The following is a 15,161-nucleotide window of genomic DNA, read 5'->3' on the forward strand; positions in this document are numbered from 1 at the left end:
CGCGCTTTAGTATTCAGTGTTTTCGCTTGCCGTTCTCGATACAGAGGCGGGCCCCGGAGGTCAAAGGTTATCGTGAAACTCGTCACTTACAATGTCCAGTTCGGCATGGGGCTGGATGGACGCTATGACCCAGCCCGCATCGCTTCCAATCTTGACGGTGCGGATGTCATTGCCCTTCAGGAAGTGACGCGCGGTTTCTTTCGCAACGGTCATGCCGATATGGTGGCCGATCTCGAGCCTCACTTTCCCTTCTATTACAAACGTTTTGCCGCAAGTTGCGATGTGCTTCTCGAGGCCGGTTTCAGTGCCGATGGCCGTGCTGTCGAACGCCGCTTCCAGTTCGGCAATATGATCCTGTCGCGCCACCCGATTCTTGCCGCCCGTACCCTGCTTCTGCCGCGCGGGCGCACCGTGGAGCGCATGAACATGCAGCGCTCGGCGCTGGAAGCCGTCATAGCAACACCCTCGGGCCCGCTTCGCGTCTACAGTCTGCATCTCGATCACGTCAGCGCCGACGAACGCCTTGCCCAGATCGCCTTCCTCAACGACCGCATCCGGCAGTTTACGCTGGAAGGCGGTGCGCTGACCGGCGCCCATGAATATGGTATGACCGACCCGCCACTGCCAGAGGATTACGTGGTCCTCGGCGATTTCAACATGCTGCCGGAGAGCATCGAATATGACGCGATGGCCGGTCGCGCCACGCCCGGTTTCGGCCGTCCGCTACGCCATGACCGCCCCGTCGATGCGCTGGCTCGCCTCGGTGGGCTGACGCCGGAGACCCATAGCTGGCTGCTGCCCACCGATGAGGGACCGATCACCGCGCTCTTCGACTATGCCTTCCTGCATTGCAACCTCGTGCCGCGCATGAAGAACGTCTTCATCGATACGCAGGCCGAGGGCTCCGATCATTTTCCACTCTGGCTGGAGCTTGAATGACCGGACTGTCGGGAAGCCGCCTGTGCAGCGACTTCCCTTTTTCAAAGGCTGACGGCTTATTTGCCCTCACCCCAGCTTCTCAGCGACAGCCAGGTCTTGCGGTCCAGCCGGTACCATTCGACGGCAACCATGCCGCCAAGCGCCAGCGACGGCACCATGCCGGACCCCTGGAACTGGAAGCCGCACTTCTGGATGACGCGCCGGGAGGCGACGTTCATGACCCGGCAACGCGCATCGATCTGGTCGATGTCACGCGAGCGGAAGGCCATGTCGACCAGCGCATGGGCGGCCTCGGTCGTATAGCCGGCGTTCCAGTAGGGTTCGCCCAGCCAGTAGCCGATTTCCAGTGTCTTGCTGTCATCGTCCTGCGGTTCAAGTCCGCAGCAGCCGAGGAACTCGCCGTTGTCCGCGCGTGTAATGGCGTAGACGCATTTGCCGATCCCGCCTTCCTTCGTGCGTCGCACGAAGTCGGCAGCATCCGTTGCCGTGTAGGGATGCGGCATACGGGAAACCATCGTGGCGATGGCGGCGTTATTGGCGAGATGGGCAAGTGCGTCGATATCGTCTTCGTGGGGTGCGCGCAGAACCAGTCTCCGCGACAACAAAACGGGGCAGAAGCGTCTGCTACTATCGGGCTTTTGCCGTTCCTCGGGGGGCCGGGATTGGCTCTCCCTTAAAAGTTCGCCTTGCATGGTCAGCTCTCCTGTTTGGCTGGAGTGAAAAGAAAAAGGGGAGGTGGGTGGCGCCCCATCTCCCCTTTTTTCTTGCTGAACCTGCAGATGCGCTTCAGCCGGGTCGATGCGACGCCGGCTGTTTTAAAGCGCTACCGGCTTATTCCGCTGCTTCTGCGGCTTTCGGGGCCACAGACACGTAGACTCGGCCATTCGCTTTGCGGGCGAAGGACACGTTGCCATCCGTGAGTGCAAAAATCGTGTGGTCCTTGCCGAGGCCGACATTGGCGCCCGGATGCCACTTGGTGCCGCGCTGACGCACGATGATGTTGCCCGGGATCACGGCTTCGCCGCCGAACTTCTTCACGCCAAGGCGCTTGGACTCGGAATCGCGACCGTTACGCGAGGAACCGCCAGCTTTTTTATGTGCCATTGGAGTTCTCCTTTAAATCTTGTTGCGATTCCGGATCAGGCCGAGATGGCCGTGATGCGGACGACGGTGTGGTGCTGGCGGTGACCGCGAATTCGCTTGGAATTCTGGCGGCGACGCTTCTTGAACGACAGAACCTTCTTGCCGCGGTTGTGTTCGACCACTTCGGCCTTCACGACGGCGCCGGCAACGAAGGGAGCGCCGATCTTGGCGTCAGCGCCTTCGCCGACCACGAGCACTTCGTTGAATTCGATGGTTGCACCGGCTTCGGCTTCCAGCTTTTCGATGGTCAGCACGTCGTCGGCGCTCACGCGGTACTGCTTACCGCCGGTCTTGATGACTGCGAACATTTTTTATCCTTTCATGTCCGTTATCCGGCTCTGCCCTCTTCAAGCGAATCAGGCGACCGTCTTTTTGTCAGTCGGAAAATCGGAAACCGTGTTTTCACACCATTTCCGGATGATCGCACCCTCAGGGGCACGCGAAGATACAGTGAGCCCATATCTACCGGTGTGGGCGATTACGCGAGCGCATATGAACTGTCAAGACGAAAGCGCTGAAAGAACGCATAAAGTCCCTTGCCAACCCTCTTTTTCATCGCTAAGAGACAGCCCGCGCTCCCAAGGAGCCAACCACGACGCGGAGAGGTGGCAGAGTGGTTGAATGCACCGCACTCGAAATGCGGCATACGGGCAACCGTATCGGGGGTTCAAATCCCTCCCTCTCCGCCATATCTTCCTTGGATGGCAGGATTGTCCCGAAGCTTTTGGTTTTCGGCCGCTTGCGTTGGCCTGGCTTAGTGGCTTTCTGCTGTTAGGCGCGATGTAGGCGCATGGGAATAGAATGGATTGGGCTGTTCAGCCTTTCGCATTTTAGGGGAGACCTTGAGGCCATAGGTTTGGCTTCGACCCTGCGGTTCCTTCCACAGTTTCTGGCTTGTCAGGGGCAGACCAATCGCAGGATATGGCCCATATGCGTGATACCGGTCACGCCTTTATGCCGATAGGCCGTCATGACCCGTTTTCGCCGTGAAACGTTGCTGCAAATCCTGCCAGGAATGAACCCCGGTTGCGGTGAAGATCGCCATGAGATGCTTCTTCATCGCTTCCGGACTGGTGCCGGTCGCCTGTGTCGCTTGCGCGCGTGATACGCCGGAGACAGCCGCCAGCAGAATGGACTTCTGCCTGGGGGAGAGGTCGAGGTCGAGCACTTGTGTCACCAGCGCCAGCCGGTCCGGCACTTCGCTGACGAGCGTGACGAGGACTGCGGCCTGGCCGGTCTGCGGGCCGCTCAGATATTCGGCGCTGACGCGCAGCCGTCCGTGGGCGGATGGCAGCAACTGTGATGGTCTCGCCTCGTCGACAAGGCGCTGGCAAAGGGCTCTGACGAACAGTGGAGGAACGATGAGGGGGCCGCTCGCGGGTACGCCCTGTGCAACCTGGTTGCCCTGTTGCAGCAGGAGATGGGCCGCTTCGGTGGCGAATTTCAGTGTTTCACCGTTGCGGTCTGTAATGATGTAAGCGGGCGGGGCGGTTTCAGACCACCGGTCTGCGCCGGGTGGCTTGATGAAAGCCTTGCGCAGGCAAGGAAGCGCCATTTGCAGGAGTATCTGATGTTCCTGCGTGAACGCGTCGGTGCGCCGCCTGAAGAGCATGATGATGGCGCGTGGTCGCCCTTCATGGTCCACGCGCAGATCAAGCGTGTGACGGTGGCCGCTGGCGCGCACGAGAAGATTATAGGTATTGGAGCGCCAGTAGTGGTCGGGCGGTGCCAGAAGGTGACCGCAATTCGCTCCCTTGAATCGCACGAGCGTCGCGACATTCAGTTCCATGTCCCCGGTGAAAAGCGCCTCGAAGGCGTTGACGAACAGATCGCGGGCCTGAGCATTGGTGTCTTCGTGAAAGAAGCCGGCGGGAAGGCCGGTTTCATCGACCCAGAAGAGGGCGCCTGCATCGGCCCCGACGATTTCACGCAACAGCCGGCAAACCTGCGGCGCCAAGGCTTCAAGCCCGACCCCGGTGGAACAGACCAGATCGAGTTCGTTCCAGTATCGTTTCGCCACCCGTCGAACCATAGGCGCCTCCGTCTACCGCAGGTTCATGCATGCGGTCGCCTGAATGCAGGTCATGGAGAAGCGGCATTTCCGCTGGGTGTGATCTCCCGATATGCCACACCGTTCACCCCGGATGACGCGTCCCCCTATCCCAGAAATAGTATGGCAAATAGGATCCGAGGGGGGAATAGGGTACGTGGACTTGCGCTGAAACAATTTCTGCCGCCGGGGCAGGCCTCCTGCCACTGCAAAGAACCCCGCCTTGCCTCCTGGAGGGAGAGGCAAGGCGGTAGCTGGCCGTTACCGGCGGGGACGCCTGTCGATGGTCTTGTCGGCTCAGATCTTGCCGTGGGTGTAACCGCCGCCGCCAGTCGAGGAGTTGTTGCCGCCGCTCGAGGGGCCGCCTCCGCCTCCGCCTTCGTGTTCGCTACTGATCGGCTCGCGCACGGGGACCTTCTTCACCGGACGCAGCAGCGGAGCGACCTTGCCATGGGTCAGAGGCGGCTTCGGTCGGCGCAGCAGGGGCGTCGCGTGGCCTTCGTTGCAGCTTCCGGTCATCATCGGCTTCTTCGGGTCCTTGCGCTCGCAATCGACCGGTCCGGTGGTCGAGCAGGCGGTTAGGGCGGCAAGCGGCATCAGTGCGGCGAGAAGGATCGGCAGTCTCATGGCGGATCTCCGTGGGCTGTCATGGGCCGGATTGCCTCAATCGCATCAACCCGGCCTGATGCAGTGAAACTACCGCCCGGTCCGCTTCCGTGCCATTCCCCGCGCGGGGAGCAAATTACCGGCTTCGCCGCTTTTGGTTTTCCGCGTTCCATGCCATAGGGAGGCGCTTGAACCAGAAGGCCGCCTCCCCATGATCCGCATCGAGAATGTCAGCAAGTCCGCCAGTCATCGCATCCTCTATATCGAGGCCTCGGCGGCGTTGAACCGGGGTGAGAAGATCGGCCTCGTCGGGCCGAACGGGGCGGGCAAGACGACGCTTTTCCGCATGATTACCGGCGAGGAACTGCCTGACGAGGGGCAGGTGTCGGTCGAGAAGGGGGTGACCATCGGCTACTTCAACCAGGATGTCGGCGAAATGGCCGGCCGTTCGGTGGTCGAGGAAGTGATGGAAGGTGCAGGGCCGGTGAGCGAAGTCGCCGCCGAACTGCACGCTCTCGAAACCGCGATGTCCGATCCTGACCGCATGGACGAGATGGACCAGATCATCGAGCGTTACGGCGAGGTGCAGGCGCGCTACGAGGAACTCGACGGCTATGCGCTGGAAGGCCGGGCGCGTGAGGTTCTCGCCGGTCTTTCCTTCAGCCAGGAGATGATGGACGGCGATGTGGGCCGCCTGTCCGGTGGCTGGAAGATGCGCGTGGCGCTTGCCCGCATTCTTCTGATGCGTCCCGATGTGATGCTGCTCGACGAACCGTCGAACCATCTCGATCTCGAAAGCCTGATCTGGCTTGAAGCTTTCCTGAAGAATTACGACGGCGCGCTTTTGATGACCTCGCACGACCGCGAGTTCATGAACCGCATCGTCAACAAGATCATCGAGATCGATGCCGGTTCGCTCACCACCTATTCCGGCGATTATGGCTTCTACGAGGGCCAGCGGGCGATGGCGGAGAAGCAGCAGCAGGCGCAGTTCGAGCGCCAGCAGGCCATGCTTGCCAAGGAAATCAAGTTCATCGAACGCTTCAAGGCGCGTGCCTCGCATGCCTCGCAGGTGCAGAGCCGGGTGAAGAAGCTGGAAAAGATCGACCGGGTGGAGCCGCCGCGCCGCCGCCAGACGGTAGCCTTCGATTTTTTGCCCGCGCCGCGCTCGGGCGAGGATGTCGTGAACCTCAAGGGCGTGCACAAGGCCTATGGCAGCCGCACCATCTATGAGGGCCTGGACTTTATGGTTCGCCGCAAGGAACGCTGGTGCATCATGGGCGTGAACGGTGCCGGCAAATCGACGCTGCTCAAGCTCGTTACCGGCACTGCGGAACCGGATCAGGGGTCGGTCACGCTCGGCGCCTCGGTCAAGCTCGGCTATTTCGCCCAGCATGCCATGGACCTGCTCGATGGTGATCTGACCATCCTGCAGTGGTTGGAGGAGCGTTTCCCGAAGGCGGGGCAGGCGCCGCTGCGGGCGCTGTCCGGCTGCTTCGGCTTTACCGGCGACGATGTGGAAAAGCGCTGCCGCGTGCTGTCGGGCGGCGAAAAGGCGCGGCTGGTCATGGCCGCCATGCTGTTCGATCCGCCGAACTTCCTCGTACTCGACGAGCCGACCAACCACCTCGATCTCGACACCAAGGAAATGCTCATCAAGGCGCTTTCGGCCTATGAGGGCACCATGCTGTTCGTCTCACACGATCGCCATTTCCTGGCGGAGCTTTCCAACCGCGTGCTGGAACTGACCCCGGAAGGCATTCACCAGTATGGCGGCGGCTATACCGAATATGTCGAGCGTACCGGTCAGGAAGCACCGGGTCTGCGGAGCTGAATGGAGCGGTGGGGAGCGCTTGGCCCCCCCGCCTGTTGCCTCAGAATTCTTCCCAGTCGTTGACGGCGGGTTTCAGTGCCAGGTTGCCACGGGTCTGCGGTCTCGTAACAGCCACCGGCCGTGCGGGTGCGGCTGGCGGCGTGGCGAAGACCCGCGGGCGCGCCGGGGCCTGCGCGGCATCCCTGAGCCGGAACTGGCAGACCAGTTCGCGAAGCTTTGCGGCCTCCGAGGCCAACGTTGCGCTGGCCGCGTTCGTCTGCTCCACCATGGCGGCGTTCTGCTGGGTCATCTGGTCCATCTGCACCACCGCCGCATTGACCTCCTTCAGCGAGGTCGCCTGCTCGGAGGTTGCCGTGGCAATGGTCGCCATGCGTTCATTGATGGTCGAGATATAGCGACCGATCGCATTCAACGCATCGCCGGCATCGCGCACCAGGCGCACGCCATTGCCGACTTCCGTGGTTGAAGCGCTGATCAGACCCTTGATCTCCTTGGCCGCATTGGCCGAGCGCTGGGCGAGTTCGCGCACCTCCTGGGCGACGACGGCGAAACCCTTGCCGGCTTCCCCGGCGCGGGCGGCCTCGACGCCGGCATTGAGCGCCAGCAGGTTGGTCTGGAAGGCGATCTCGTCGATCACGCCGATGATGTTGCCGATCCTCGCCGAAGAGGTTTCGATGCGTTCCATCGCCACTTCGGCTTCGGAAACGATGGTGCCGGATTTGGTTGCGTCGCCATTGGCCTCGGAGGCGATCCGGCGCACTTCGTCGGTCAACCCGACGGAGCTTAGGACGGTCGCGGAGATTTCATCCACCGCGCTGGAGGTCTCGGTCAGCGAGGCCGCCTGCTGTTCGGTGCGCCGCGCCAGATCGTCGGTGCCGGCGAAGATTTCGCGCGTGCCGTTATCGATGATGTGGGCGCTGTGCAAAATGGTCGTCAGCGTTTCGCCGAGCTGCTTGACCGACTGGTTGAAATCGTGGCGCAGGCCCTCGAATTGCTGGGCGAAAGGTTCGGAAATCTCGAAGGCGAGATCACCGCGCGCCATGCGCTGCAGACCGCCGGCCAGACCCGAGGTCGCCTCTTCCAGCCGGCGGGTCGCTTCCGCTTCGGCAATGCGCTGCGCCTCGACCCTTGTCCGCTCGGCGGCCTCCCGCTGGCGGTTGGCGTCGGCCTCGAGCGCGCGATTGCGGATGAAGGCTTCACGAAATACTTCAAGCGCCCTTGCCATGGCGCCGATCTCATCCTTGCGGTCGCTGGCGCCGCTTTCGGCGGTGATGTCGCCGCCGGCAAGCGCTTCGGTCACGGCGGCAAGGCGGCGTAGCGGACGGATTGCCGTGACGCGCAGCATGGCACTAAGGAGCAGAAGGGCCAGAATGAAGACGCCGACGGTGGCAATCGCCTTCTGGCGAATATCGGCATAGGCGGCGGCATATTCCGGTTTCAGATCGACCTTGGCGCTGTAAAGTCCGATAACTTCGCCCTTCTGCACATCCATTCGCGCGGTGTGACAGGCGGCACAGCTTTCATTGGATGCGGACCCCTGACCCAGAATGACCGGGCGCGTCATGCGAAGCGTATCGTCGACGCGTGAAAGTTGCGGTACGGCGGCGGAAATCGCCGTGCTGTCGACGGCGTCCTGCGGCCCCTCGTAATCTTCCGCGCCACTTGCCTTCTGATAGGCGACAACCTTCGGCCCCATCACCAGCCACAGGGAAACGCCGTGGGACTGTTCGGAGAACTGCTCCATCGTGCCGTCCAGCGTGGCGATGGCGGGGTCACCATCGGCCGTCTTGTCGCGGTTCAGCATGGCATTGGTGTGGACGGATTCCAGCATGTCCAGTGCGGCTTCGCCACGCTTGCGGGCGTTGTCTTCGATGGAAGTGCTGATCTGGGATACGTCGTAGAGAAAATTGCCGGCACCAATGCCGAGAAGTATGAATGCGACACCCCCGATGACCTGAACGGACATCGGCAATCTGCTGACGAAGCGCAACATGGAGCGACCTTGCTCAATCTATGAAGTCAATGAAAACAGGCGTCTGGCGAGACCATGAGGCGGAAGGCGTGCAGCGTCATGCTGCATGTCGCGATGCGCCGCGCAGCCGGGGAGACCGCAGGCCGAACCTTGAGGAGTGAAGTGGGCGCTTCATCTTCTCTGGTATGACTAAAATTATCGACTGTCCGTTAAGACTTCGTTTGCAACCCTGACAAACCCAGCAATTTCTGCGGGCTTTCCAGCCAGCCGCCGCCCTCGCCGTTTTCGGAGGATTTCGGCTGCGTAAGCAGGGCCCGCACCTGTTTCGAGGCGGCCACGGCCTTGCCGGCCATGTAGTTCTCGTTGTTTTCCTCCACCTTCGGCAGGTCGTAGAGATAGTTGACCATCGCGGTGCAGGACTGGCGAAACCCGTTTGCCGAGGTGTCGCCGAGAACGTGGATATCGTGCAGCAGCGCGCCGTTGCCCAGATGGAAACGGGCCACGGGGTCGGAAGGCAGACCGTCCGGGCGCTTGGCGTTGACGAGATAGTCGGCGGCCAGTTTCTTGAGGAGCGGCAGGTGCGGTGTCAGTGCGCTCGGGTCCTTGGCATCGGCGGCCTCCAGAAGGGCGGCGATCTCCGGCTTTTCATCGGCGATCTTCTTCAGATGGCGGGTCAGGCCCGGCACCGGCGAAAGCGTCACGAAGGTCTTCACCTGCGGCAGGTCGCGGCGCAGGTCCTCGACCACCTGCTTGATCAGCGAATTGCCGAAGGAAATGCCGCGCAGGCCCTCCTGGCAGTTGGAGATGGAATAGAAGACAGCGGTGTCGAATTCCGTATCCTTCACGGTCTCCCGCCCGTCGGCCAGAAGCCACTGGATCGAGCCCGGCACCCCCTTGCACAGCGCGACTTCCACGAAGATCAGCGGTTCTTCCGGCATGGCCGGGTGGAAGAAGCCGAAACAGCGCCGGTCGGTGGGGCGCAGGCGGCGTTGCAGGTCGTTCCAGTCGTTGATGGCGTGCACGGCCTCGTATTCGATGATCTTCTCGAGAATATTGGCCGGCGTGCCCCAGTCGATGTGGCGCAGCACGAGGAAGCCGCGGTTGAACCAGCTTACGAAGAGATGGATGAAGTCCTGATCAATGCGGGCAAGCTCGGGCGTATCCTTCATCAGGTTGAGAAGATCGAGGCGCATGCGCACCAGTTCCTCGGTCGCGCCGGGCGCCTGGTTCAGGCGGCGCAGCAATTCCTGCCGCCGCGGCTCGGCCTCGCGCGAAAGCCGGGCGAATGCGGCGGGATCGCGGCTCTCGCGGTACAAGGTGGCCGCCTCGATCAGCTTTTCGGGGTCCACGTCGAGATCCTCAGCCAGATGGGTGAAGAACGCCTTCTTCTCGTCCACGGTCATCGCGCGGTACTGGGCGAGAATTTCGCGTGCGCGGGCCATGCCGGAGACTTCGCCCTGCGGCGAGAGCAGCGCCTCGCACAGCTCGGTCACGGGCACGCGGCCGAGCGCTGGCGCCTTTCCGGTGGTGCGGGAAAAGATCGTTCCCATGAGATCGGCGAAAAAGGCCATTCTGCTCAAGATACCTACTCCTCTTTCCGCTTTGTGCCGGCTTCATCCGCACCGCATAACGCCCTTGCGGAACAAGAGCTTGCCGCGCTGCATCATGGCGACTTGAGTGTAACCCCGTCCGGACTGCGAAGCCACACAACCATTTTCCAATCTTCTTCGTCCAATTGATGACACAAGTGTGCGTGGGTTTGCGGTCGGCCGGGCGTTGACAGGGGCGTAGCGAGCGCCTAGGAGAGTTTGCTTAAACGTTTAATCGGCCGCAGGAACCGGACATGCCGCCCCAGAAACAGGTTGCCAATCTCGGTGACATCGCGCGTGCGCTCGGCGTATCGGTCGCAACCGTGTCGAACGCGCTGTCGGGCAAGGGCCGTGTTTCGGCCAGCCTCATTCCGCGCGTGCGGGAAATGGCCGATCGCATGGGCTATGTGCCTTCGCTTGCGGGCCGCGCGCTGCGCACCGGCCGCACCGGCGTTCTCGGCCTTGTTCTGCCCGATATCGCCAATCCGCTCTTTCCGCAAATCGCCCAGGCCATCGAGTTTGCAGCCTCGTCAGCCGGCTACGGCATCCTGATCGGCGATTCGCGCGGGGATTCCTCCGTACAGACCGAGGCGATCCACCGGCTGGTGGAGCGCGGCGTCGATGGTCTCGTGGTCGTGCCCCGGCGTGGCACGCGCATTTCCGAATCCGATTGCCCGGTTGCCGTCATCGACAGCCCGTCGACGCCCGGCAACACGGTTTCCGCCGATCACTGGCAGGGCGGAGCGCTCATCGGCGCGCATCTGGCGGCCTTCGGGCACCGGCGCGTTCTGTTGCTCGGCAACAATCCGGCCTCTGCGGTGCAGAACGACCGCCTTGCCGGTATGCGCGATGCGCTTTCGGGGCATGCCGAAACCGAGACGTTGTGGATCGAGCCGCTCGAGGCCGAACGCGGCGTCGGCAGTGTACTGGGTCTCGCCGATTACGCGGCCCGCGGCTTCACCGCCATTGCCGCCGTTTCCGACCTGCATGCGCTGCGGGCCTTCACGGAACTCCACCGCGCCGGTTTCCGCGTGCCGGAGGATGTCAGCGTTACCGGCTTCGACGATTTCTCGTGGTCGGGTGTCATCACCCCGGCGTTGACGACGGTGCGCGCAGACATGCAGCGCATCGCGGCGATTGCCGTCTCCTCGCTCGTTCGGGTCATCGAGGGCCGGGACAACGTGGACGAGGACGGGCTGGTCGTCTCCACCGAGGCGGCCCGCGTTCCCATGCAGCTCATCGCGCGGCAGACGAGCGGACCCGTCCGTCGCGCCTCCCCTGAAGATAACGATAAAACGGAGTAGGAACATGCTGAAGAAAGCAATCGCCGCATCGGTTCTGGCGCTTGTCGCCGATCAGGCCAGCGCTAAAGACAGGACGCTGACAATTTCCGTCTATGCCTTCGCGCAGGACGAATTCAAGGAACTGGTCTACACGCCGTTCGAACAGAAATGCGGTTGCAAGCTGGTGGTCGAGACCGGCAACAGCGTCGAGCGTCTGGCCAAGATAGAAGCCAACAAGGCGAACCCGGTGGTCGACATGGCCGTCGTCTCCATGGCCGATGCGCTGCAGGCCTCCCGCTCCGGTCTGATCGACAAGATCGATGCGTCGAAGCTCTCCAATTTCAACAAGCTCTACGACATTGCCAAGGACCCGAATGGCGATGGCATGAGCGTCGGCTACACCTTCTACGCCACCTCGATCGTCTACCGCACCGACAAGATGAAGATCGAGAGCTGGGCCGATCTGCTGAAGCCCGAAAACGTCTCGCATGTCGCCTTCCCCAACGTCACCACCAATCAGGGCCCGCCGGTGCTCTTCATGCTGGGCAAGGCGCTCGGCAAGGAAACGCCGGACCTGAAGGATGCGATTGCCGCTGTCGGCGAGAAGAAGGAAGATATCGTCACCTTCTACGTGAAGTCCTCGCAGCTCGTGCAGCTCATGCAGCAGGAAGAGATCTGGGCCGCACCCATCGGCCGCTTCTCCTGGGCGCCGTTCGCCAAGCTCGGCCTGCCGCTTGCCTGGGCGACCCCGAAGGAAGGCCAGACCGGCGGCATGAATGTCATGGTGCTGGCCAAGGGTTCGAAGAACCAGGATCTGGCGCTTGAGTTCATGGATTTCTGGCTCTCGACCGAAGTGCAGACCAAGCTTGCCGAAAAGCTGGTCGACAGCCCCGCCAACAAGGAGGTCAAGGTCTCCGACGAGGTGGCGAACAACATCACCTATGGCGAGGAAACCGCAAGGAACCTGTCGCTCATCCCGTCCGCCGTGGCGCTCGACAATCGCGACGCCTGGCTCAAGGAATGGAATGCCAAGGTCGGCCAGTAATGGCCTGAACGTCGCCCGGCGCGGTTTCCTGCAAGCCCGCGCCGGGCGATGCGTTTCTTTCGTTTCCACCCGAGGCTAGCCATGTTCCAGAACCGCATCGAAGCCATGATGCTGGCCCTGCCGGCGGCGCTGTTTGCCGCCGTTGTCTTTCTGATGCCGGTCGTCATCCTTCTGTCGGAAGGATTTCACGGCGGCGGCGAATGGAGCCTGTCGGCCTATACCACCTTCTTTTCCGAACCGCTGAATCGCACCGTCTTCTGGCGCACCTTGCGTCTCGGAGCCGAGGTCACGGTGGTCGCTGCGTTGATCGGCTATGCGGCGGCCTTTGCCATCGTCTCGCTGCCGGCAAATTCCAAGGGCCGCATGATCGGCCTCATCATGCTGCCGATGATGATCTCGCCGGTCGCCCGCACCTATGCGTGGATCGTCATTTTGGGCCGCACCGGCATCGTCAATCAGGCGTTTCAGGCCGTTGGCCTGTCGGATGCGCCGCTGCGGATCCTCTTCACGGAAACCGCCGTGTTCATCGGCCTGTTGCAGCTTTTCCTGCCGCTGATGATCATTTCGCTGATTTCGGCGCTCGAAAACCTGCCGAAGGATGTCATTCCCGCCGCCCGCGTGCTCGGCGCCAACTGGTTCCAGATTTTCTGGAAGGTGGTGCTGCCGTTGACGAAGGAGGGGTTGGTGATCGGTGGCACGCTGGTCTTCACCGGCTCGCTCACGGCCTACATCACACCGGCCATTCTCGGCGGCTCCAAGGTGCTTATGCTGGAAACCCTGCTTTATCAGCGAGTCACCGTCGCCAATGATTTCGTGTCGGCCAGTGTCATCGCGCTCATCCTCGTCGCCATGAGTTTTGCCGCCAACCTGCTCCTGAAGCGCATTGCAACCGTGAAGGCGAAGGCATGAGCACACGTTTTCCCCTCACCCTGGTTCTGTGGCTGGTCATCGTCTTCCTCATCGGCCCGTTCCTCATTATTGTCGCCGCCTCGTTTTCGGCGGGTGAAACGCTGGCCTTTCCGCCGCAGGGGTTTTCGCTGCGCTGGATCTTCAAGGTCTTCACGGTGGAGAGCTTCCGCGAAAGCTTCGTCACCTCGATGATCCTCGCCGTCGGCGGCACGCTGGTGGCGCTGGTGCTGGGTATTCCTGCGGCTTATGCCATGTCGCGCTATCGCCTGCCGTTTTCGGAAACGGTGCGTACCGTCGTCTCCGCGCCGGTCATCGTGCCGGGCATCATCGTCGGTCTGGCGCTGCTGCGCTATTTCGTGGTGCCGGTCGGAATACCCATCACACTGGCGCTGTTCCTCGCCCATACCGCACTGGTCCTGCCCTATGCGGTGCGGGTGGTTTCGGCCAGCCTCGCCAATCTGCGCTCGGATATCGAGGAAGCCGCCGTGCTGCTCGGGTCTTCGCGGCTCGGTGCCTTCTTCCGCGTTGTGCTGCCCAATATTCGCGGCGGCATTCTCTCCGCCTTCATCCTCGGCTTCGTCACAAGCTTCAATCAGGTGCCGGTGTCGCTGTTCCTCTCCGGCCCCGGTATCCGCACCCTGCCTATCGACATGCTCGGCTATATGGAAATTGTCTTCGATCCTTCCATCGCTGCGCTGTCGGCGTTGCTCGCCTTTCTCTCCATGGGCATCGTGCTGATGGCCGAACGCTTCCTCGGATTTTCCCGCTATGTCTGATCCCGCCTATCTCTCCCTCGAAAAGCTGCGCCTGAGCTATGGCGATACGGTTGCGGTCGAAGGTCTCGATCTTGCCATCGGCAAGGGCGAACTCGTGGCGCTGCTCGGCCCGTCCGGCTGCGGCAAGACGACGACGATGCGCGCCATTGCCGGGCTTTTGAGCCCAATCGGCGGCACGATCCGGCTCGATGGTGCGGACATTACCCGCGTGGCCGCCAACAAGCGCCAGATCGGTCTCGTCTTCCAGTCCTACGCGCTCTTTCCGCATCTCACCGTGTTCGACAATGTCGCCTTCGGCCTGAAACTCAAGGGCATCACGGGCAATGCGCTCCGCGAAAAGGTCGAGGCGGGACTGAAATCGGTCGGCCTTGCCAATTATGCCGCCCGCAAGCCGCCCGAACTGTCCGGTGGCCAGCAGCAGCGCGTGGCGCTTGCCCGTTCCATGGTCATGGAACCGAAGGTGCTCCTGCTCGACGAGCCGCTGTCCAATCTCGATGCGCGCCTGCGCCTCGACATGCGCACCGAATTGCAGCGCGTTCAGGCCGAAACCGGCGTCACCATGATCTTCGTGACCCATGATCAGGCGGAAGCACTGGCGCTGGCCGACCGCATCGTCGTCATGCGGGATGGGCGCATCGAACAGATCGGCACGCCGGAGGATATCTATAACCGCCCGGTTTCGCGCTTCGTGGCCGATTTCGTCGGTTTCGAGAATGTCTATGCCGTGCGCGACGGCGCGCTGCATGCCGAAAAGGGCAGGGTGCCCTTCACCGGAACCCTGCCGCCGGTTGCCGGTCTTGCCTTTCGTCCGCGCCATGTGGAACTCGGTGCGGGGCCGCTGTCGGGCATCGTGCGCGGTGTGTCCTTTGCCGGCGGCACGCGCGAATATGTGCTGGAAGCCGCGTTCGGCATGGTGAAGGCCGAGGCCGATGCAGCGCTTCCCGCCTGGAGCCTCGGTGAAGCCATCGCCTTCGATCTGCCGCTCGCGCATGCCGCGCCTCTGGAAAGAGACTGA

14 protein-coding genes and 1 tRNA gene are annotated in these 15,161 nt (G+C 62.2%); 8 read left to right on the forward strand and 7 right to left on the reverse strand.

What is annotated here, in order from left to right; translation table 11 throughout:
• Positions 1 to 72 precede the first annotated feature (72 nt).
• Entirely contained in the window at positions 73 to 939 is an 867-nt protein-coding gene (locus GGQ66_RS13565) for an endonuclease/exonuclease/phosphatase family protein (RefSeq protein ID WP_183793257.1), read from the forward strand.
• 56 nt (positions 940 to 995) lie between these two features.
• Here the strand turns inward: GGQ66_RS13565 and GGQ66_RS13570 are convergent, their stop codons facing one another.
• From GGQ66_RS13570 to rplU, 3 genes are all read right to left on the reverse strand, one after another.
• Entirely contained in the window at positions 996 to 1,631 is a 636-nt protein-coding gene (locus GGQ66_RS13570; protein WP_183793258.1) for a GNAT family N-acetyltransferase, read from the reverse strand.
• Between the two features lie 139 nt (positions 1,632 to 1,770).
• Positions 1,771 to 2,043: a 50S ribosomal protein L27 gene (gene rpmA / locus GGQ66_RS13575; RefSeq protein WP_183793259.1), complete on the reverse strand. Its 273-nt coding sequence runs from the start codon at positions 2,041 to 2,043 to the stop codon at positions 1,771 to 1,773.
• A 35-nt stretch (positions 2,044 to 2,078) separates the two neighbouring features.
• Positions 2,079 to 2,390 (reverse strand): 50S ribosomal protein L21, encoded by a 312-nt coding sequence (rplU, locus tag GGQ66_RS13580; protein ID WP_183793260.1) that lies wholly within the window; start codon positions 2,388 to 2,390, stop codon positions 2,079 to 2,081.
• 291 nt (positions 2,391 to 2,681) lie between these two features.
• On the opposite strand from rplU, the gene GGQ66_RS13585 reads away from it, so the two are divergent.
• Positions 2,682 to 2,771, forward strand: a tRNA-Ser gene (locus tag GGQ66_RS13585).
• Positions 2,772 to 3,034: 263 nt separating this feature from the next.
• Here GGQ66_RS13585 and GGQ66_RS13590 read toward each other — a convergent pair.
• Together GGQ66_RS13590 and GGQ66_RS13595 are read right to left on the reverse strand one after the other, a co-directional pair.
• The gene (locus tag GGQ66_RS13590) at positions 3,035 to 4,114 is read right to left on the reverse strand and encodes a helix-turn-helix domain-containing protein (RefSeq protein WP_183793261.1); all 1,080 of its coding nucleotides are present in this window, start codon (positions 4,112 to 4,114) and stop codon (positions 3,035 to 3,037) included.
• A 315-nt stretch (positions 4,115 to 4,429) separates the two neighbouring features.
• Positions 4,430 to 4,759 carry a hypothetical protein gene (locus GGQ66_RS13595; protein ID WP_183793262.1) on the reverse strand — a complete coding sequence of 110 codons (330 nt, stop codon included), beginning with the start codon at positions 4,757 to 4,759 and terminating at the stop codon, positions 4,430 to 4,432.
• A gap of 190 nt (positions 4,760 to 4,949) precedes the next feature.
• On the opposite strand from GGQ66_RS13595, the gene GGQ66_RS13600 reads away from it, so the two are divergent.
• The gene (locus tag GGQ66_RS13600) at positions 4,950 to 6,572 is read left to right on the forward strand and encodes an ABC-F family ATP-binding cassette domain-containing protein (protein WP_183793263.1); all 1,623 of its coding nucleotides are present in this window, start codon (positions 4,950 to 4,952) and stop codon (positions 6,570 to 6,572) included.
• A 40-nt stretch (positions 6,573 to 6,612) separates the two neighbouring features.
• On the opposite strand, the gene GGQ66_RS13605 is transcribed toward GGQ66_RS13600, so the two are convergent.
• Positions 6,613 to 8,538, reverse strand: coding sequence for a methyl-accepting chemotaxis protein (locus tag GGQ66_RS13605; RefSeq protein ID WP_237358915.1), 1,926 nt, complete (start codon positions 8,536 to 8,538; stop codon positions 6,613 to 6,615).
• A 215-nt stretch (positions 8,539 to 8,753) separates the two neighbouring features.
• On the reverse strand, positions 8,754 to 10,115 hold the full coding sequence (locus GGQ66_RS13610; protein ID WP_183793310.1) for a malonyl-CoA decarboxylase: 1,362 nt from the start codon (positions 10,113 to 10,115) through the stop codon (positions 8,754 to 8,756).
• A 272-nt stretch (positions 10,116 to 10,387) separates the two neighbouring features.
• On the opposite strand from GGQ66_RS13610, the gene GGQ66_RS13615 reads away from it, so the two are divergent.
• The 5 genes from GGQ66_RS13615 to GGQ66_RS13635 all read left to right on the forward strand — a co-directional run bounded on the left by GGQ66_RS13615 (position 10,388) and on the right by GGQ66_RS13635 (position 15,161).
• Positions 10,388 to 11,437: a LacI family DNA-binding transcriptional regulator gene (locus tag GGQ66_RS13615; RefSeq protein ID WP_183793264.1), complete on the forward strand. Its 1,050-nt coding sequence runs from the start codon at positions 10,388 to 10,390 to the stop codon at positions 11,435 to 11,437.
• Positions 11,438 to 11,444: 7 nt separating this feature from the next.
• Positions 11,445 to 12,461, forward strand: a complete 1,017-nt coding sequence (locus GGQ66_RS13620; protein WP_370686352.1) for an ABC transporter substrate-binding protein — start codon at positions 11,445 to 11,447, stop codon at positions 12,459 to 12,461.
• 81 nt (positions 12,462 to 12,542) lie between these two features.
• Positions 12,543 to 13,370 carry an ABC transporter permease gene (locus GGQ66_RS13625; RefSeq protein WP_183793266.1) on the forward strand — a complete coding sequence of 276 codons (828 nt, stop codon included), beginning with the start codon at positions 12,543 to 12,545 and terminating at the stop codon, positions 13,368 to 13,370.
• Positions 13,367 to 14,146 (forward strand): ABC transporter permease, encoded by a 780-nt coding sequence (locus GGQ66_RS13630; protein WP_183793267.1) that lies wholly within the window; start codon positions 13,367 to 13,369, stop codon positions 14,144 to 14,146. The genes GGQ66_RS13625 and GGQ66_RS13630 overlap by 4 nt, the downstream gene beginning before the upstream one ends.
• Complete coding sequence (locus GGQ66_RS13635; protein ID WP_183793268.1) at positions 14,139 to 15,161, forward strand: ABC transporter ATP-binding protein; 1,023 nt, start codon at positions 14,139 to 14,141, stop codon at positions 15,159 to 15,161. Before GGQ66_RS13630 ends, GGQ66_RS13635 begins: the two co-directional genes overlap by 8 nt.

It is taken from the genome of Allorhizobium borbori, assembly GCF_014196535.1.
Lineage (GTDB): Bacteria > Pseudomonadota > Alphaproteobacteria > Rhizobiales > Rhizobiaceae > Ectorhizobium > Ectorhizobium borbori.